The organism is Burkholderia sp. LAS2 (assembly GCF_018417615.1).
Taxonomy (GTDB): Bacteria; Pseudomonadota; Gammaproteobacteria; order Burkholderiales; family Burkholderiaceae; genus Burkholderia; species Burkholderia sola.
Genome location: NZ_CP071053.1, coordinates 1278837 through 1296515, shown reverse-complemented (window position 1 = coordinate 1296515; position 17679 = coordinate 1278837). Strand labels below are relative to the sequence as shown.

At 67.9% G+C, this 17679-nt stretch carries 16 protein-coding genes and 1 pseudogene; 14 read left to right on the top strand and 3 right to left on the bottom strand.

All coding sequences use genetic code 11. The annotated features are described in order from the left end of the window. Positions 1-218: 218 nt before the first annotated feature. Together JYG37_RS26265 and JYG37_RS26260 are read left to right on the top strand one after the other, a co-directional pair. Complete coding sequence (locus tag JYG37_RS26265; protein ID WP_050012144.1) at positions 219-1001, top strand: ABC transporter substrate-binding protein; 783 nt, start codon at positions 219-221, stop codon at positions 999-1001. Positions 1002-1225: 224 nt separating this feature from the next. Beyond that, entirely contained in the window at positions 1226-2341 is a 1116-nt protein-coding gene (locus JYG37_RS26260) for a succinylglutamate desuccinylase/aspartoacylase family protein (RefSeq protein WP_050012145.1), read from the top strand. A gap of 151 nt (positions 2342-2492) precedes the next feature. Here the strand turns inward: JYG37_RS26260 and JYG37_RS26255 are convergent, their stop codons facing one another. Continuing rightward, complete coding sequence (locus JYG37_RS26255; protein WP_050012146.1) at positions 2493-3299, bottom strand: MetQ/NlpA family ABC transporter substrate-binding protein; 807 nt, start codon at positions 3297-3299, stop codon at positions 2493-2495. A gap of 310 nt (positions 3300-3609) precedes the next feature. Here JYG37_RS26255 and JYG37_RS26250 point away from each other — a divergent pair, with 310 nt between their 5' ends. The 10 genes and pseudogenes from JYG37_RS26250 to JYG37_RS26205 all read left to right on the top strand — a co-directional run bounded on the left by JYG37_RS26250 (position 3610) and on the right by JYG37_RS26205 (position 13176). Next, entirely contained in the window at positions 3610-4770 is a 1161-nt protein-coding gene (locus JYG37_RS26250) for a porin (protein WP_050012147.1), read from the top strand. Positions 4771-4990: 220 nt separating this feature from the next. Further along, positions 4991-5251, top strand: coding sequence for a DUF2866 domain-containing protein (locus JYG37_RS26245; RefSeq protein WP_011548992.1), 261 nt, complete (start codon positions 4991-4993; stop codon positions 5249-5251). 124 nt (positions 5252-5375) lie between these two features. After that, positions 5376-5759: a DUF6232 family protein gene (locus JYG37_RS26240; protein WP_050012148.1), complete on the top strand. Its 384-nt coding sequence runs from the start codon at positions 5376-5378 to the stop codon at positions 5757-5759. Positions 5760-5945: 186 nt separating this feature from the next. Next, positions 5946-6173, top strand: coding sequence for a hypothetical protein (locus JYG37_RS26235; RefSeq protein ID WP_012339294.1), 228 nt, complete (start codon positions 5946-5948; stop codon positions 6171-6173). Between the two features lie 233 nt (positions 6174-6406). Beyond that, the gene (locus JYG37_RS26230; RefSeq protein WP_089489850.1) at positions 6407-8683 is read left to right on the top strand and encodes a TonB-dependent hemoglobin/transferrin/lactoferrin family receptor; all 2277 of its coding nucleotides are present in this window, start codon (positions 6407-6409) and stop codon (positions 8681-8683) included. 49 nt (positions 8684-8732) lie between these two features. Next, the gene (locus tag JYG37_RS26225; protein WP_089489851.1) at positions 8733-9824 is read left to right on the top strand and encodes a hemin-degrading factor; all 1092 of its coding nucleotides are present in this window, start codon (positions 8733-8735) and stop codon (positions 9822-9824) included. Continuing rightward, a complete protein-coding gene (locus JYG37_RS26220; RefSeq protein WP_213346177.1) occupies positions 9821-10738 on the top strand; it encodes a heme/hemin ABC transporter substrate-binding protein in 918 nt (305 codons plus the stop codon). The genes JYG37_RS26225 and JYG37_RS26220 overlap by 4 nt, the downstream gene beginning before the upstream one ends. A gap of 15 nt (positions 10739-10753) precedes the next feature. After that, positions 10754-11842, top strand: coding sequence for a FecCD family ABC transporter permease (locus JYG37_RS26215; RefSeq protein ID WP_213346176.1), 1089 nt, complete (start codon positions 10754-10756; stop codon positions 11840-11842). A gap of 19 nt (positions 11843-11861) precedes the next feature. Next, complete coding sequence (locus JYG37_RS26210) at positions 11862-12692, top strand: heme ABC transporter ATP-binding protein (RefSeq protein WP_213346175.1); 831 nt, start codon at positions 11862-11864, stop codon at positions 12690-12692. Between the two features lie 95 nt (positions 12693-12787). Continuing rightward, positions 12788-13176 (top strand): annotated as a pseudogene (locus JYG37_RS26205) (VOC family protein). Between the two features lie 31 nt (positions 13177-13207). Here the strand turns inward: JYG37_RS26205 and JYG37_RS26200 are convergent. Together JYG37_RS26200 and JYG37_RS26195 are read right to left on the bottom strand one after the other, a co-directional pair. Next, complete coding sequence (locus tag JYG37_RS26200) at positions 13208-13819, bottom strand: trimeric intracellular cation channel family protein (RefSeq protein WP_050012154.1); 612 nt, start codon at positions 13817-13819, stop codon at positions 13208-13210. A gap of 8 nt (positions 13820-13827) precedes the next feature. Beyond that, entirely contained in the window at positions 13828-15957 is a 2130-nt protein-coding gene (locus JYG37_RS26195) for a penicillin-binding protein 1A (protein ID WP_213346174.1), read from the bottom strand. A 240-nt stretch (positions 15958-16197) separates the two neighbouring features. On the opposite strand from JYG37_RS26195, the gene JYG37_RS26190 reads away from it, so the two are divergent. Together JYG37_RS26190 and JYG37_RS26185 are read left to right on the top strand one after the other, a co-directional pair. Further along, on the top strand, positions 16198-16959 hold the full coding sequence (locus tag JYG37_RS26190) for an aminoglycoside phosphotransferase family protein (RefSeq protein WP_213346173.1): 762 nt from the start codon (positions 16198-16200) through the stop codon (positions 16957-16959). A gap of 248 nt (positions 16960-17207) precedes the next feature. Next, on the top strand, positions 17208-17621 hold the full coding sequence (locus JYG37_RS26185) for a hypothetical protein (RefSeq protein WP_050012157.1): 414 nt from the start codon (positions 17208-17210) through the stop codon (positions 17619-17621). The last annotated feature ends 58 nt before the right edge of the window (positions 17622-17679 follow it).

Below are 17679 nucleotides of genomic sequence, written 5' to 3'. Positions count from 1 at the left end.
TGTGTATGAAACGGCCGCGCGTCCGACGCGCCGCCGCCGGGCCCGGTATCGGGGCTTGTCCTAGGCGCCCCGCCGGTATTTTGTCTTGATAATCTTCCGCACGTCGCGCGCCCCCATCGGGCGGGCGAAACGGACTGTCCGACGCGAAGCCGCGGCGGGCCGAAGGCTTACGGCGCGGCACAACCGCGCACCCATCGAACAAAACGAGGAGTCACCGAGTGAAAAAGATTCTTGCGGCAGTGACCGTGGCCCTGCTCGCCGTATCGGCCGGCAGTGCATACGCGAAGGACTGGTCGACCGTGCGGTTCGGCGTCGACGCCAGCTACCCGCCTTTCGAATCGAAAGGCGCCGACGGCAAGGTCGTCGGCTTCGACGTGGATCTCGGCAACGAGATCTGCCGCCGCATCAACGCGAAGTGCGTGTGGATCGAAAACGACTTCGACGGGATGATCCCGGCGCTGAAAGCCCGCAAGTTCGACGGCGTGCTGTCGTCGATGTCGATGACGCCGGCGCGCGCCGAGCAGATCGCGTTCTCGTCGAAGCTGTTCAACACGCCGACGCGCCTCGTCACGAAGAAGGGCGCGAACCTGCAGCCGACGGCCGAATCGCTGAAGGGCAAGTCGGTCGGCGTCGAGCAGGGCACGATCCAGGAAACCTACGCGAAGACGTACTGGGCGTCGAAGGGCGTGAACGTCGTGCCTTACCAGAACCAGGACCAGGTCTACGCCGACCTGATCTCCGGCCGTCTGGACGGCGCGCTGCAGGACGCGGTGCAAGCCGAGATCGGCTTCCTGAAGACGCCGCGCGGCGCGAACTTCGACTTCGCCGGCAAAGACCTCGACGATCCGAAGACGCTCGGCAATGGCGCCGGTATCGGCCTGCGCAAGGAAGACACCGACCTGAAGACGAAGATCGACGGCGCGATCGCCGGCATGCGCAAGGACGGCACGTACGACAAGATCGCGAAGAAGTACTTCGATTTCGACGTCTACGGCAAGTAATCCGGCCGAACGACGCGCGATTCGGCGCGACGGGAACGGGCTCCGCGAGGAGCCCGTTTTTTTTGCGCGCGGCGCGGGCAGCGTTATTTTTTCTGCGCCAACCCGATGATTCTCAACGGAAAACAGAACGCTCCGGCACCGGTTTGATGGCGGCGAGGAAGGCAACGTACAATCGATCTTCCACGCACACGGATCATTCGCGGCTGCGCCGCACTCCCCTCATCATGCAAACGCAGACCCATCCGCTGATTTCCCCCGCCGTCGGCACCGAACGCCAGATCACCAGCTTCCACTACGGCCCGCGCGGCGGCAAGAAGGTCTACATCCAGTCGTCGCTGCACGCGGACGAGTTGCCCGGCATGCTGGTCGCCACGCTGCTGCGTCGCAAGATCGCCGCGCTGGAGACGGCCGGCAAGCTGCAAGGCGAAGTCGTCATCGTGCCCGTGCCCAATCCGATCGGCCTGTCGCAACACGTGTTCGGCGATCACCTCGGCCGCTTCGAGCTCGGCTCGATGCAGAACTTCAACCGCAATTTCCACGATCTCGCGGCGCTCGTGCTGCCGCATGTCGAAAGCCGCCTCACGAACGACGCGCAGCGCAATCTCGCCGTCGTACGCGCGGCGATGCGCGAAGCGCTCGATGAACAGAAGCCGCGCACCGAACTCGACTCGCAGCGTCTTGCGCTGCAGAAGCTGTCGTTCGACGCCGATATCGTGCTCGACCTGCATTGCGACAGCGATGCGGTGATGCACCTCTACACGAATCCCGATCTGTGGGCGGACGTCGAGCCGCTGGCGCGCTACCTCGATGCCAAGGCGTCGCTGCTCGCGCTGAATTCGGTCGGCAACCCGTTCGACGAAATCCACAGCTTCTGCTGGTCGGATCTGCGCAACCGCTTCGGCGACCGCTTCCCGATCCCGAACGGCGCGATTTCCGTCACGGTGGAACTGCGCAGCGAACGCGACGTGTCGTACGAGTTCGCGGAAAAAGACGCGCAGGCGATCGTCGACTACCTGACCGAGCGCGGCATCGTCGAAGGCACGCCGGCGCCGCTGCCGCCGCTCGCGCATCCGGCCACGCCGCTCGCGGGCACCGATCCGCTCGTCGCGCCCGTGTCGGGCGTGATCGTGTTCCGCACGCCGGTCGGCGCGATGATCGAGGCCGGCCAGGCCGTGGCCGACATCGTCGATCCGCTGACCGATCGCGTCGTCACGCTGAAGAGCAGCGTGTCGGGCGTGCTGTACGCGCGCCAGGTCGTGCGCTTCGCGACGGCCGGCATGGAAGTCGCGCGCATCGCCGGCGCGACCGCGATCCGTACCGGTTCGCTGCTGTCGGCCTGAGCCTGAGCGCGGCCCGCGCGCCGGGCCGCGGCGCGCATCGCACGCCATCGGCCGCATCAAACGAAATCGCCCGCTTGCGCGGGCGATTTGCTTTCCGGAGCCGGCGTCGGCAGCCGATGCTGCGCCGCCGCGCGCTGCGCGCGAAGGACGTTCAGAACGCCGGCACGATCGCGCCGCCGAACTTCTGGTCGATGAACTTGCGCACGTCGTCCGATTCATAGGCCGCGACGAGCTTCTTCACCCACGGCTTGTCCTTGTCCTGCGCGCGCACCGCGATCAGGTTCGCGTACGGCCCGCGCAGATCCTCGATCGCGATCGCATCCTTCACCGGCGTGAGCCCGGCCTTCACTGCGTAGTCGGTGTTGATCGACGCGGCGTCGAGGTCGGGCAGCGCGCGCGGCAGTTGCGCGGAATCAAGCTCGACGATCTTGATCTTCTTCGGGTTCTCGGCAATGTCGAGCGGCGTCGCGTTCACGCCGTTCGCGCCGACGCCCGGCTTCAGCTTGATCACCCCGTACTTCTGCAGCAGCAACAGCGCACGGTTGCCGTTCGACGGATCGTTCTGGATCCCGACCTTCGCGCCCGCCGGCAAATCCTTCAGCGACTTGAGCTTCGTCGAATAGAAGCCCATCGGCGCGGTATAGGTGAGCCCCACGTTGACGATCTTGTATCCGCGCTGCTTGATCTGGCTGTCGAGGAACGGCTGGTGCTGGAAACCGTTCGCGTCGAGATCGCCGGAATCGAGCGCCGCGTTCGGCTGCACGTAGTCGTTGAATTCGATGACCTTGATCGCGAGGCCTTCGCGCGCGGCGACTTTCGTCACCTCGGTCCAGATCTGCGCGTCGGGGCCGCTCATCGTGCCGATCTTCAGCGTTTGGGAGTCGGCGTGCGCGCCGGGCGCGGCGAATGCCAGCGCGGCGGCGAGTGCGCCGAGGCCGGTCAGAATCGAACGTCGCATGGGGTGTCCTCTTGTCCCGTGTCGTTTGTTGGAGGACGGATCGTGGCACGGGGCGCGGATGCGGCAAACCAAGCTTATTTCATGTGCATATTCCGGTTCGGAATCGAATCTCAGCCGAAATCGGTATAACCCCCCCTATACAACCCGGGCAGAATTCGGTGTCGCATCGGCACCACAGATTCGTCATATGACAGTCGCTGTCATATTCATTACGTGGCCCGCCGATAAAGTTGCGCCGGTCCGTGAAAGCGCTCCATAGAGAGCGCCGGAACCGCAACTGGACACGCCATTCATTCGCTCGGAGAATCCTTTGAACAAGAAACTGTTGACCATCGCCGCCCTCGCAGCAACGGCCGGCACGGCGCACGCACAAAGCAGCGTGACCCTGTACGGCGTCATCGATGCCGGTATCAGCTACGTGAACCACAGCAAGACCGCCAACGGCGGCAGCAGCAAGCTGTTCAAGTACGACGACGGCGTGGCCCAGGGCAGCCGTTGGGGCCTGCGCGGCACCGAAGACCTCGGTGGCGGCCTGAAGGCGATCTTCGTGCTCGAAAACGGCTTCAACAGCGGTAACGGCACGATCGGCCAAGGCGGCGCGATCTTCGGTCGCCAGGCTTACGTCGGCCTGAGCCAGGCGCAATACGGCACGGTCACGTTCGGCCGCCAGTACTCGTTCTCGACCGACATCCTCGGCTCGAACTACTCGACCGGCGGCAACACGGTCGCGGGTAACTACGCTTACCACGTGAACGACATCGACCAGCTGACGTCGAGCCGCATCAACAACGCGGTGAAGTTCCAGAGCGCGAACTACGCCGGCTTCACGTTCGGCGCGTTGTACGGCTTCTCGAACTCGACCGACTTCGCCGGCGCACCGTCGACGACGACGGGCACCACGACGACGGCCGGTTCGTCGCGCGCCTACAGCTTCGGCCTGAACTACGCGAACGGCCCGTTCTCGCTCGGCGCCGCGTACACGGACATCCGCTTCCCGAGCCAGTCGACGCCGGCCTTCTCGACGTCGATCGCGAACATCGCGCTGACGAACATCCGCGACCTGCGCACGTATGGCGTCGGCGGCCGCTATGTCTTCGGCCCGGCAACGGCATGGCTGCTGTGGACGCGCACGCAGTTCACCCCGATCGCGGCAGGCGCATCGGGCACGTTCTACAACGCATACGAAGCAGGCGTGAAGTATGCGTTCACGCCGGCGCTGTCGGCGGCAGCGGGCTACACGTACACGAACGCGACGCAAAGCGGCAGCTCGGCGCACTGGAACCAGGGCAACGTGGGCCTCGACTACGCACTGAGCAAGCGTACGGACGTGTACGGCCTGGTCATCTACCAGAAGGCATCGGGCAACAACGTGCAGGCGCAGATCGGTTCGAGCACGAGCTACTTCAACACGTCGGGCAACGGTTCGTCGAACCAGCTGGCTGCTCGCGTCGGTATCCGTCACAAGTTCTAAAGCATCCGCTTAACTGTCCGCGTCACGCGCGGATCAGGACGGCACGCAGCGCCCCGCTCCACGCGGGGCGCTTTTTTATGCGCTTTTAAGTTTCGCTTAATTCTGGGCTGAGACGATGCTCTCACCCCCCCTGTTGGCCGCCTGAGCATCGGCGGCTTTTTTTTTGAGACTCCCTACGGCACCGCCATCAACTGCCCACAAGACAGGATCGGAGGCCACGATGATCGAAGATACCGTTTTCAGCCATCTGCACGCGATTCTGACGTGCCAACACTCGCTGCCGGTCCAGAGCTGCCGCGTCTCGGTGGAAATGCAGCGGCCATGGGGCCGTCCGTATCGTCTCGTCGAGTGGACGATGCATCTCGATGCACCCGCGCGGCGCCAGATCGTGCCGGCCGAATCGACCGACGAAGAGATCGCCGAGGTCGTCGCGTCGCACGTGCCGGGCCGGCTTTACGGCGACGGCCGGCTGCAGTTCTGAACGCGTTTCCATTCCACCCGCTTCCCGTCCGCCGGCCGCGCCGCACGCATCGTGCGGCAGTCGGTCTCGTTTGACGCGGCAACGAAACCTGCTACGCTGCGCGTTTTCGTCCACGTCACACACGATGGAAAACGCATTCAACGAACGTGGCGTCATGGTCACGCGCAACGGCCTGTCGGCCGCCGGGCAGGTATTCGCACTGCGTGACATCCGCCAGGTCGATGTCGTCAAGATTCCAAAGAACCGTCTCGTGCCGTCGCTGATCTCGCTGATCGGCGCGGCCGTCGCCGTCGCGGGCGGCATCGGCGCATCGAGCGCCGCGCTGGTGGTCGGCGTGATGCTCGTCGTCGTCGGCTATCTCGCGTGGGCCACGCAGGACATCACGTATCGGCTGATGGTCGAGATGCCCGACGGCAAGCGCGAAGCGCTGTCGAGCGTCGACGCCGCGTTCGTCGAACGCGTCGCGCAGGTCGTGCGCGATGCGCAGTCCGCCACCGCCGCCGGCTGATTCCACTCCATTCGTGCACGCTTCGATTCGCGCTTGCCGCACGCCCGCGGCGAGCGTCGGTGTGCGCGGCCTGCCCGTCGAATCGCGTGCCATGCGCCGCTCCACACGCATCTCGCCTCCACGGCGGACGCCAACCGCCTAGTATGGAAAGAGCGGCTCGCCGCCGCATCGTCCGAGGAGGCCAGCATGAACGCTCAATCGCTGTCCGGCATGCTTCGCGCGCAGGAACTGCTGATCGTGTCGATGATCCGCGCGCTTCCCCCTGACACACGTCGCGCGCTCGTCGAGCTCTACACCGAACAGATCGCGTTCGCCGAACAGGCAGGCATCGAAAGCCACAGCGATCGCGCGACGCACGACGCGTTCATCGCGCATGCGCGCAACCTGCTGATTCGCATCGAAGCGCTGGCTTAGCGCCTGTTTCTCTCAAATTTTGCGCCACGGCTCGCCCGAGCCGTGCATGCAAGTGCTCACTCGCATGAGCCGCTTTGCGTTCTTGTATTGATAACAATTCTCATTTACACTGACAAGGTTGTCAGTTGCCTTTCAAATCGCCGTTTGCCGCCTATCGCGCGCAAACGGGCCAGCCAGGTGAACGCGTCGCCCAGCCAGCCTTCGGGCTTGTTATCGTCAATGGGAGACCACCTGTGCATTGCTATACGCTGGCGCGGCGGCCGATCTGTGCCGCGCTGTTCGGCGCGTTCGGCCTGTCCGCTGCCCCGGCTCACGCCGATTCGTCGCCGCAAGGCGCCAACCCGCCTTCCGCCGTCCTGACCGCCGCCGCGTCCGCGCGCGGCGATGCGGCGCTGCTCGATCCCGTCACCGTCACGGCCACCCGCACCGCCACTGCGGCGAGCCGCACGGCGGCGTCCGTGTCGGTGATCACCGACGAGGATCTCGAAGAACGGCAGGTCACCAACATCAAGGACGCGCTGCGCTACGAGCCGGGCATCACGGTGCGCCGCACCGCGTACCGGCCGGGCAGCGCCGCGCTCGGCGGCGGCCGCGACGGCGATTCGAGCATCAACATCCGCGGCCTCGAAGGCAATCGCGTGCTGCTGATGGAAGACGGCATCCGCCTGCCGAACGCGTTTTCGTTCGGTCCGCTCGAAGCGGGCCGCGGCGACTACGCCGATCTCGACACGCTCAAGCGCATCGAGATCCTGCGCGGGCCGGCGTCGGCGCTGTACGGCAGCGACGGCCTGACCGGCGCGGTGAACTTCATCACGAAGGACCCGCGCGACCTGCTGTCGATCTACGGAAAGCCCTACTACTTCTCGTTCCGGCCGAGCTACGACTCGACCGACCGCAGCATCGGCGCGACCGTATCGGCCGCGGGCGGCAACGATCGCATCCAGGGGATGATCATCGCCGACGGCCGGCGCGGCCACGAGGTCGACACGCGCGGCAGCAACAATTCGGCGAGCACGCTGCGCACGACGTCGAACCCGCAGGACGTCTATTCGGAATCGCTGCTCGGCAAGCTCGTGCTGACGCCCACCGCGCGCGACACGATCAAGTTCACCGCCGAAACGGTGCAGCGGCGCGTGAGCACCGACGTGCTGTCGGCGATCAGCCCGCCGACCACGCTCGGCCTCACGACCTACGACCGGCTCGAGCGCAATCGCTTCAGCGTCGACTACGACTTCCGCGACGACGCGTTCCGCTGGTTCCAGACCGCGCACGTGCAGTTCTACTACCAGGACGCGAAGCAGGACCAGTACGCGTTCGAGACGCGCGGCCGGGCGGCTTCGCGTTCGCGCGACAACCAGTACAAGGAACGCACGTTCGGCGGCACCGCGTTCGCCGAAAGCGGCTTCGCGACCGGCCCGTTCGCACACAAGCTGCTCTACGGCGTGGACGGCAGCGTGTCGCGCGTGACGAACCTGCGCGACGGCACGGTGCCGGGCGTCGGCGAAGCGTTTCCGAACAAGGCGTTCCCCGACACCGACTACACGCTGTTCGGCGCGTTCATGCAGGACCAGATCGGTTACGGCCGCCTGCTCGTCACGCCGGGCCTGCGCTTCGACACGTACCGGCTGAGTCCGACCGCAAACGATCCGCTGTTCACCGGCAAGGCCGTGTCGACGAGCGCGAACGAACTGTCGCCGCGCGTCGCCGTGCTCTACGAGATCACGCCCGCGGTCATTCCGTACGTGCAGTACGCGCATGGCTTCCGTGCGCCGACGCCCGATCAGGTGAACAGCAGCTTCTCGAACCCGGTGTACGGCTACACGTCGATCGGCAATCCGAACCTGAAGCCAGAAACCAGCGACACGTTCGAAGCCGGCCTGCGCGGCAAGGCCGGCACCGGCTACGGCGTCGTGCGCTACAGCGCGGCCGCGTTCACCGGCCGCTACCGCAACTTCATCTCGCGCACGACGATCGCCGGCAGCGGCCGGCCGGTCGACCCGTTCGTGTTCCAGTACGTGAACTTCGCCGACGCGCGCATCCACGGCCTCGAAGGCCGCGCCGAATGGGTGATGCCGAACGGCATCACGCTGAAGACGGCAATGGCGTTCACGAAGGGCTCGACGCAGGACAACGGCGCGGCCAGCCAGCCGCTCGACACGATCAATCCGTTCTCGGCCGTGTTCGGCGTGCGGTACGAACCGAGCGAACGCTGGTTCGTGCAGACCGACCTGCTGTTCCAGGCCGCCAAACGCGACAAGGACATCCCGGCGAACGCGTGCCCGGGGGCGAGAACGTCGTGCTTCGCGCCACCGTCTTCATTCGTCGTCGACCTGCACGGCGGCTACCGCTTCAACAAGCACGTGAGCGCGACGATCGGCATCCGCAACCTGTTCGACCGCAAGTACTGGAACTGGTCGGACGTGCGCGGCCTCGCGTCCGACGCGCAGGTGCTCGACGCGTATTCGTCGCCCGGCCGCACCGTCGCCGTCAGCATGAAAGTGGATTTCTGATGCGCGTCGCCCGCGCGCCCATCCCAACCGTTACTCGAAGGAGTCCGACATGATGCAATCCGCCCTTCCCGGTCAATCGGCCACGCCGGCCCGCGCGGCCGCCGCGCTGCGCGACGCGTTCGTCAAGCTCAAGACCGAGCGTCAGCTGCGCAACCGCGACGTCGCGCAGGCGCTCGGCGTCAGCGAAGGCGAGGCGCTCGCCGCGTTCGTCGGCGAGCACGTCGTGCGGCTCGACGCGCGCTTTCCGGCGATGTTCGAGGAAATGCCGCGCCTCGGCCGCGTGATGGCGCTGACGCGCAACGACACGGCCGTCCACGAAAAGGACGGCGAATACGCGCAGATGAGCCACGACGGCCCGGTCGGCCTCGCGCTCGGCGACATCGACCTGCGCATCTTCTATCGTCACTGGGTGTCGGCGTTCGCGGTGCGCGACGAGACTGCGCACGGCCCGCTGAAGAGCCTGCAGTTCTTCGATGCGCAGGGCCATGCGATCCACAAGGTCTATCTGCGCGCGCACAGCGATCACGCCGCGTACGACGCGTTCGTCGAACGCTGGCGCGCGTCGTCGCAGGAGCCGGGCCTCGCGGTCGCGCCCGCTGCGCCGAAAACGCCCGAGCGCGCCGATAGCGAGATCGACGTCGCGGGCTTTCGCGCCGCATGGGACGCGATGACCGATACGCACCAGTTCTTCGGCATCACGCAGCGCTTCGGCGTGAGCCGCATGCAGGCGCTGCGCCTCGCCGATCCGCACTACGCGTATCCGGTCGAAACCGCGCATGCGTTGCGCCACGTGCTCGAACACGCGGCGCAAAGCGGCCAGCCGATCATGGTGTTCGTCGGCAACGCGGGGATGATCCAGATCCATACGGGCCCCGTCGCGAACGTGCGCGAGGTCGGCGCGTGGATCAACGTCCTCGATCCGGGCTTCAACCTGCATGTCCGCGAGGACCTGATCGCCGCCGCATGGGTCGTGAAGAAGCCGACGAGCGACGGCATCGTCACGTCGCTCGAGCTGTTCGACCGGCAGGGCGACCACGTCGCGCTGCTGTTCGGCGAGCGCAAGCCCGGCAAGGTCGAGCGCGACGACTGGCGCGCGCTCGTCGCGACGCTGCCGGCGGCCGCACGCGGGGGCGCGCGGTGAGCGCGCGGCCGTTCGATCCGCGCCGCCGGTCGCTGCTGGCCGGCGCGGCGGCCGGTGCGCTCGCGGGCGCACTGCCCGCCGGCGTGCTCGCCCAGGTCGCTGCCGCCGCGCCGAAACGCGTGATCGTGATCGGCGGCGCGCTGGCGGAAACCGCGTTCGCGCTCGGCGGCGCCGAGACGCCGCGTTACCGGCTCGTCGGCGCCGACACGACGTGCACGTATCCCGACGCCGCGAAGCGCCTGCCGAAGGTCGGCTACCAGCGCGCGCTATCGGCCGAAGGGCTGCTGTCGCTGCGGCCCGATCTCGTGCTGGCCACCGCGGAAGCCGGCCCGCCGACGGCGATCGCGCAGGTGAAAGGCGCCGGCGTCACGGTGACGACGTTCGACGAGCGCCACGACGTCGAATCGGTGCGCGCGAAGATCACCGGCGTCGCGCAGGCGCTCGACGTGCGCGATGCCGGCACCCTGCTGCTGCAACGCTTCGATCGCGACTGGCAGGCCGCACGCGACGCGGTCGCCGCGCGCGCGCCCGGCGGCGCGCAGCCGCCGCGCGTGCTGTTCGTGCTGAACCATACCGGCACCCAGACACTCGTCGCGGGCCAGCGCACGGCCGCCGACGCGATGATCCGCTACGCGGGCGCGCGCAACGCGATGCAGGGCTTCGAGCACTACAAGCCGCTGACGACCGAGGCGCTCGCGGCGGCCGCGCCCGACGTCGTGCTGATCTCCGACGAAGGGCTGGCGGCCGTCGGCGGCCACGCCGCGCTGCTCGCGACGCCCGGCTTCGGCGCGACGCCGGCCGGCCGCGCGCGGCGCGTCGTGTCGCTCGACGCACTGTTCCTGCTCGGCTTCGGCCCGCGCCTGCCGCTCGCCGTCACGACCCTGCATCGACGCCTGTCGGATGCGCTCGCCTGATTCCGGATCGACCCGATGCCCGCTCACGCTTCGCCCTTCAACGCGCCGTCGCCCGCCTCGCGCGCCGGCGCCGCCCGTGTTGGCACGTCGCGCCGCTTCGCGCCGTTCGTCCTCGCCGCGCTCGCCGTTCTGGTGGGCGCGATGGCCGTCGTCGCGCTGTGCGTCGGCGCATACCGCATTCCGCTGGCGCAAGCCTGGGCCGCGCTGAGCGGCGACGCGGCCGCTCAGCAGGCGCGCGCGGTGCTGCTCGACATCCGCGCGCCGCGCGTCGTGCTCGCGCTGCTGGTCGGCGGCGGCTTCGGCGCGACCGGCGCCGCGATGCAGGCGCTGTTCCGCAACCCGCTCGCCGATCCGGGGCTCGTCGGCGTGTCGAGCGGCGCCGCGCTCGGCGCGACCACGCTGATCGTGCTCGGCCCCGCGCTCTTTGCCGCCCACGCGAGCGCGGCCGCGCTGCCGGTCGCCGCGTTCGCGGGCGGCCTCGCGGTCGCGGCGCTCGTCTACCGGCTGGCCGCGTCGCGCGGCCGGCTCGCGCTGCCGCTGCTGCTGCTCGCCGGCATCGCGATCAATGCGCTGGCCGGCGCGGCGATCGGGCTGCTCACGTTCGTCGCCGACGACGCGCAGCTGCGCTCGCTGACCTTCTGGAGCCTCGGCAGCCTCGGCGGCGCGCAATGGTCGACGCTCGCGGCCGTCGCGCCGTGCGTGGCGCTCGGCTGCATGCTGCTCGTGCGCGAACGCGATGCGCTGAACGCGCTGCAGCTCGGCGAAACCGAAGCGCTGCATCTCGGCGTGCCCGTGCAGCGACTGAAGCGGCGCGTGCTCGTCGCGGTCGCGCTCGCGGTCGGCGCGCTCGTGTCGTGCGCGGGCATCATCGGCTTCATCGGGCTCGTCGCGCCGCATTGCATGCGCCTTGCGTGCGGCCCCGACCAGCGCATCGTGCTGCCCGGCGCCGCGTTGCTCGGCGCGTTGCTGACGCTCGCGGCCGACCTCGCCGCACGCACGGTCGCCGCGCCCGCCGACATTCCGCTCGGCGTGCTGACCGCGCTGCTCGGCGCGCCGTTCTTCCTCGCGCTGCTGTGGAAGAACCGCGGCGCGCTCGGCGGCTGATCCCTTCTTCACGACGACCATGCTGACTGCCCATCACCTCGACGTCACCCGTCGGCACGACACGATCCTGCGGAATCTGTCGCTGTCGATCGAACCCGGCCGCGTGACCGCGCTGCTCGGCCGCAACGGCGCGGGCAAGAGCACGCTGCTGAAAACCTTCGCCGGCGAGCTGACCGGCAGCGTCGCGCCGAACGGCGTGCGCGTGACGGGCGACGTCACGCTGAACGGCGAACCGCTCGCGCGCATCGATGCGCCGCGGCTCGCGCGCCTGCGCGCGGTGCTGCCGCAGGCCGCGCAGCCCGCGTTCCCGTTCAGCGTCGACGAAATCGTGCTGCTCGGCCGCTATCCGCATGCGCGGCGCAGCGGCGCCCGCCACGTCGTTGCGCACCGCGATCGCGACATCGCGTGGCGCGCGCTCGAACGCGCGGGGGCCGACGCACTCGTCGGCCGCGACGTCACGACGCTGTCGGGCGGCGAACTCGCGCGCGTGCAGTTCGCCCGCGTCCTCGCGCAGCTGTGGCCGGACCACGACGCGACGGAAACCGGCCCGCGCTACCTGCTGCTCGACGAACCGACCGCCGCGCTCGATCTCGCGCACCAGCACCGGCTGCTCGATACCGTACGCGCCGTCGCGCGCGAATGGCAGCTCGGCGTGCTCGCGATCGTCCACGATCCGAACCTCGCCGCGCGACATGCGGATACGATCGCGATGCTCGCCGACGGCACGATCGTCGCGCAGGGCACACCGCGCGACGTGATGACGCCGGCCCATATCGCGCGGTGCTATGGCTTCGCGGTGAAGAGGGTGGACACCGGCGACGGGACGCCGCCGGTGATGGTGCCCGCGTAGCGCGGGCGTGTGTCGCATGATCGTAGCGTCGTGCGCTGCCGTCAGCGGCGGCGTTCGCTCGAGATCGTTCGTCTGCCCCTTTCGAGGAAACCTCCGTGCCGCTTCCGATGACCCGCATCATCCTGTACGTCCGCGACGTCGCGTTGCTGAAGGCGTTCTACCAACGATATTTCGCACTGCCCGTCATCGGGAAATCGACGTCGAATGGGTCGTGCTCGACGCAGGCGCGATCGCACTCGCGCTGCATCGGGCCGGGCCGGCGTTCCGTGATGCGGCCGCATTCGCAAACACGAACGCGTACGCAACCACCAGCAACGTGAAACTCGTATTCAGGATCGACGCCGATCTCGACGCGCATCGCGACCGGCTCGCCCGCGATGGCGTGACCGTGCGCGATCCCAAGCGCTACGATGGCTTCCCGTTCCGACTGTATGACGGCGTCGATCCGGAAGGGAACGTCTTTCAGGTAATGCAGCCGGACTGAATGCCGGCACGGCAGGCATGAGCACGAACGCTCAATGCTCGACGTCCGCCGCGCCGAAGGTCCGCATCTTCCAGCCGAGCCGCACCGCGAGCATCCGCATCGAGAAGCCGGCCGCCAGCGCGACGAGCGTCGCGAATCCCGCATCGATGTCGACATGCTGCATCCCGACATACAGCGCGCCCGTGGCGAACGCGACGCTCGCATACAGTTCCTCGCGCAGGATCAGCGGCATCTCGTTGCAGAGTAAATCGCGCAGCATCCCGCCGCACACGCCCGTGATCGCGCCGGCCAGCACGACGATGATCGGCGCCGTGCCGGTCGATGCGCCGATGTCGCAGCCGATGATCGTGAACGCCGCAAGGCCGATCGCGTCGACGGTGACGAACAGCGTCTTCATCCGCGCGACGTGCCGCGCGGCCCATGACGCGACGGTCGCCGCGACGAGCGTGATCACCAGGTATTCGGGATGCGCGATCCAGCCGAGCGGATAGTGGCCGAGCAGCACGTCGCGCACGGTGCCGCCGCCGAGCGCCGTCACCGCGCCGACGAGCGCGAGCCCGAAGCGGTCCATTCCGCGCCGCATGCCCATCAGCGCCCCCGACATCGCTTCTGCGACGATCGCAATCAGATAGAGCGTATGCATCGCGCGCGTCAGTCGTCGGTCCGGAACAGGTCGAGCACGCGTTCGCGCTCGGCCGCATCGACGGCGGCCGGCATCGGTTCGTCGCGCTGGCCGTGGTCGGCCGATGCATCCGGCGCATCGACGGCCGCCGCGCCGCCGCACGCAAAGCGGCTGCGGATATACGCCGGCACGTCGGCCGTGCACGTGCCGCGCGTGTATTCGGCGTAGACGAAATCGCCGTCGACGAGCGCGACGTCCTGCGGCGGCGTCGCATCGACCGGCGTGCGCCCGTCGACGGCCGTCTTCATGTAGTCGAGCCAGACCGGCAGCGCAAGCGTCGCGCCGGTCGCCCGCCCCATCGGGCGCGGCGTGTCGTAGCCGAGCCACGCGACCGCGACGATGCCCGACGAATAGCCGGCGAACCATACGTCCTTCGACCCGTTCGACGTGCCCGTCTTGCCGGCCGCGTCGTCACGCCTGAGCGCGAGCGCGCCGCGCGCGGTGCCGGCACGCACGACGTCGCGCAGCATGCTGTCCATCACGAACGCATTGCGCGCCGACACGACCCGCTCGCCCGCCGGCACGGTCGCCTCGTACATCGCGCCGCCGTGACGCTGCTTCACCGACAGGATCAGGCGCGGCTCCATCCGCGTGCCGCCGTTCGCGAACACGCTGTATGCGCTCGCGAGTTCGAGCGGCGTCACGGCGCCCGCGCCGAGCGCGAGCGGCAGCGACGCCGGATTGCGCTGCGCATCGAAGCCGAAACGCACCGCGTGCTGCTGCACGTAGCGCGCATCGGTGGCTTGCATCAGGCTGACCGCGACGAGGTTCTTCGAGCGCATGAGCCCTCTCCGCACCGGGATGAAGCCTTCGTAGCGATTGCCGAAATTGCGCGGACGCCACGGCCGCGCGCCGGTTTCCGCGTGTGTGAGCGTGCGCTGCGTATCGTCGACGAGCACGCCGGGGAAGTAGCCCTTCTCCAGCGCCGCCGAATAGACGAACGGCTTGAAGCTCGACCCCGGCTGCCGATACGCCTGCAGCGCATGGTCGAACACGTTGCGATTGAAATCCGCGCCGCCGACCAGCGCGAGCATGTCGCCGGTGGCCGCATCGAGCGACACGAGCGCGCCTTCGAGGCCGTTGCGCGCATCGCGTGTCGCGCGCGACTGGCGGCTCAGCGTGCGCTCGAGCGCGGCCTCGGCGGCGCGCTGGTCGCGCATCGAGATCGTCGTCGTCACGTCGAGGCCGAGCGTGTACGCGTCGTCATGAAACCGCTCGACCATCATCCGGCGCGCCCGCTCGGCGACGTACGGCGCCGTGATGATGCCTGGCGGCGGCGTGGTCGCCAGCGCGATCGGCGCGTCGACGGCCGCGCGATACGCCGCATCGTCGAGCTGGCCGAGCGCATGCATCCGGCCGAGCACGTAGTTGCGCCGCGCGGTCGCGCGCGCCGGATTGACGACCGGGTTGAACGCGGACGGCGCCTTCGGCAGCCCGGCGAGCACGGCCGCTTCGCCCGCGCTCAACGCGTCGAGCGGCTTGCCGAAGTACACGTGCGCGGCGGCCGCGAAGCCGTATGCGCGCTCGCCCAGATAGATCTCGTTCATGTACAGCTCGAGCAGCTTGTTCTTGCTGTATGCGCGTTCGAGCTTGGCCGCCATCAGGATCTCGGCGAGCTTGCGGCTCAGCACCTTGTCGCGCGTCAGGTAGAAGTTGCGCGCGACCTGCATCGTGATCGTGCTGCCGCCCTGCCCCGGCTGCCCGGTGACGACGTTCGCGAACGTTGCGCGCGCGAGGCCGCCGACATCGACCGGGCCGTGCTCGTAGAACTTTGCGTCCTCGGCCGCGAGCAGCGCGTGCCGCATCAGCGGCGGGATGCGTTCGAGCGGCACGAACTCGCGCCGCTCGACGCCGTATTCGGCCAGCAGGTCGCCGTCGCGCGAGAAGATCCGCAGCGGCAACGCGGGACGATAGACGGCCAGGTGCTCGACGGACGGCAGTTGCGTCCAGATGCGATCGATCGTCCAGGCGCCGATGCCCGCGCATGCGAGCGTCAGGCCGAGCAGCGCGCCCGCGAGCGTGCGCCATACGCGGCGGCGGCGCGGCGGTGTGGAGGGCGGCGCGGGCGGCGGAGGCGGATTGGCGGTGGGGTCGGTCATGTCGGGCTCCTTCTTCAGTGCCGCGACGGCCGGCGCGAGACACGCGCCGATCGGTCACGAAAGGCGCGCATTGTCGAAGGGATGGCATGAAACCGGAACATTCTTTAGCCAAAGTTTGGCTGGCTAAATTTTATTTAGGAAAGCGCTTTGGAGCCCGCTCGCCCCGTGTATGCGGGTTTGCGGCATTCGTCGCGACGAGCGCGCCGGGCGCGCGAGCCGGTTCGCTTGTACCATCGTCGGATGTTCGATCGATACCTCGACCTGTGGAGCCTCGTCCCCGACGGCGGCCCGATCCTGACCGCAAGCGGCGGCCTGCTGCCGGTCGTCTGGCATGCGCGGCCCGCGATGCTGAAAGTCGCCACTTGCGACGAAGAGCGGCGTGGAAATGCGCTAATGGCGTGGTGGAACGGGCAAGGCGCTGCGCAAGTGTGGCAGCACGACGGCGACGCGATCCTGCTCGAACGCGCGCAGCCGACGCCGACGCTCGCCGTGTTGTCGGCCGCGGGCCACGATGACGACACGATGCGCATCGCGTGCGACGTCGTCGCTCGGTTGCACGCGCATCGTGCGCCGCAGGTGCCGCAGGTCGTGCCGCTGCATGACTGGTTCTATGCGTTGCTGTCGAGCGATGCCGACAATGACGCGCTGCGCCGTTCGGCGGCGGTCGCTCGTCAGTTGCTGGCGGGGCCGTCGGTCGACGAAGTCGTGCTGCATGGCGACATTCACCATGACAACATGCTTCATTTCGGCGATCGCGGCTGGCGCGCGTTCGATTACGCGAATCTGTTCTGCAATCCTGCGCATGAGATCGCGGTCGATCCGGTGCGTTTCGAGCGGCGTGTCGTGGTCGTGGCCGATGCGGCGCGGCTCGAACGGGGACGGTTGTTGAAGTGGATACTCGCGTGGGCCGGGCTGTCGGCGGTGTGGTTGATGGAGGACGAGCAGCCGGCCGATACGCGGCTGCAGGTTGCGATGCTTGCGGCGGCTGCGCTCGGGCTGTAGCGATACGCATCGACCATGAAAACAGCCCATCGCGAATGTCTGCGGGGAAGCGGCGAAGACCACCGGACGGACGGTGCCGCACAGATAGACACAAGCGCTGAACTCCGGGCTCGTTTGAAACCGCGGCCGTCCGATCGTGGAGTAGTATTCCCCGATATCGAGGTGATTACCCGGCCTCTACGGCGCACCGCCGACCCATCTACGTATAGTGGCAACGGCCGTGACGACGGCATTGATGGAAACGCATCATGTCAACCGAGTGGAAGCACCGCGTCCGACTGTTTATCCAGCGCTTCTGGCAGCCGACCAGCGCGTGCATGACCTGCATGCCCGGGAGCTGGGGAAACGTCATGAGCGTTACCCACTGGACTATCGCCTTTCATACGGGTCTGCTGACCGGGCTCCTGGCGATACTTCTGACTTTCACGCCCGTCTCGAAACTCTACGCGCATCGATACGGCAATGCGCTGATCGTTGGCGTCCTGACGACGTTGGGCGACGCCTACTCGCACACGAGTCATTACCGCATCCCCTATGTCGAGCACATCGTGACGGGTGCGATTTCAGGTCTCTTGGCGCTTGCGGCGTCATATCTCTTCGAAGACCGCGCGCGACGCCTTCGGGCGGTGTGGGCTCGGGTTGTCGGACAGCCTATCCGCTGACTGTCTGACCCTACGCTGAACGCGAAAAAAAACCCGCCGGCAAACACCGACGGGCTTT

Excerpts from the sequence above, each read along its gene's own strand:
- JYG37_RS26260 (WP_050012145.1), top strand. The coding sequence starts at position 1,226 with ATGCAAACGCAGACCCATCCGCTGATTTCCCCCGCCGTCGGCACCGAA.
- JYG37_RS26255 (WP_050012146.1), bottom strand. The coding sequence starts at position 3,299 with ATGCGACGTTCGATTCTGACCGGCCTCGGCGCACTCGCCGCCGCGCTG.
- JYG37_RS26245 (WP_011548992.1), top strand. The coding sequence starts at position 4,991 with ATGATCGAAGATACCGTTTTCAGCCATCTGCACGCGATTCTGACGTGC.
- JYG37_RS26240 (WP_050012148.1), top strand. The coding sequence starts at position 5,376 with ATGGAAAACGCATTCAACGAACGTGGCGTCATGGTCACGCGCAACGGC.
- JYG37_RS26235 (WP_012339294.1), top strand. The coding sequence starts at position 5,946 with ATGAACGCTCAATCGCTGTCCGGCATGCTTCGCGCGCAGGAACTGCTG.
- JYG37_RS26225 (WP_089489851.1), top strand. The coding sequence starts at position 8,733 with ATGATGCAATCCGCCCTTCCCGGTCAATCGGCCACGCCGGCCCGCGCG.
- JYG37_RS26215 (WP_213346176.1), top strand. The coding sequence starts at position 10,754 with ATGCCCGCTCACGCTTCGCCCTTCAACGCGCCGTCGCCCGCCTCGCGC.
- JYG37_RS26210 (WP_213346175.1), top strand. The coding sequence starts at position 11,862 with ATGCTGACTGCCCATCACCTCGACGTCACCCGTCGGCACGACACGATC.
- JYG37_RS26200 (WP_050012154.1), bottom strand. The coding sequence starts at position 13,819 with ATGCATACGCTCTATCTGATTGCGATCGTCGCAGAAGCGATGTCGGGG.
- JYG37_RS26195 (WP_213346174.1), bottom strand. The coding sequence starts at position 15,957 with ATGACCGACCCCACCGCCAATCCGCCTCCGCCGCCCGCGCCGCCCTCC.
- JYG37_RS26190 (WP_213346173.1), top strand. The coding sequence starts at position 16,198 with ATGTTCGATCGATACCTCGACCTGTGGAGCCTCGTCCCCGACGGCGGC.
- JYG37_RS26185 (WP_050012157.1), top strand. The coding sequence starts at position 17,208 with ATGTCAACCGAGTGGAAGCACCGCGTCCGACTGTTTATCCAGCGCTTC.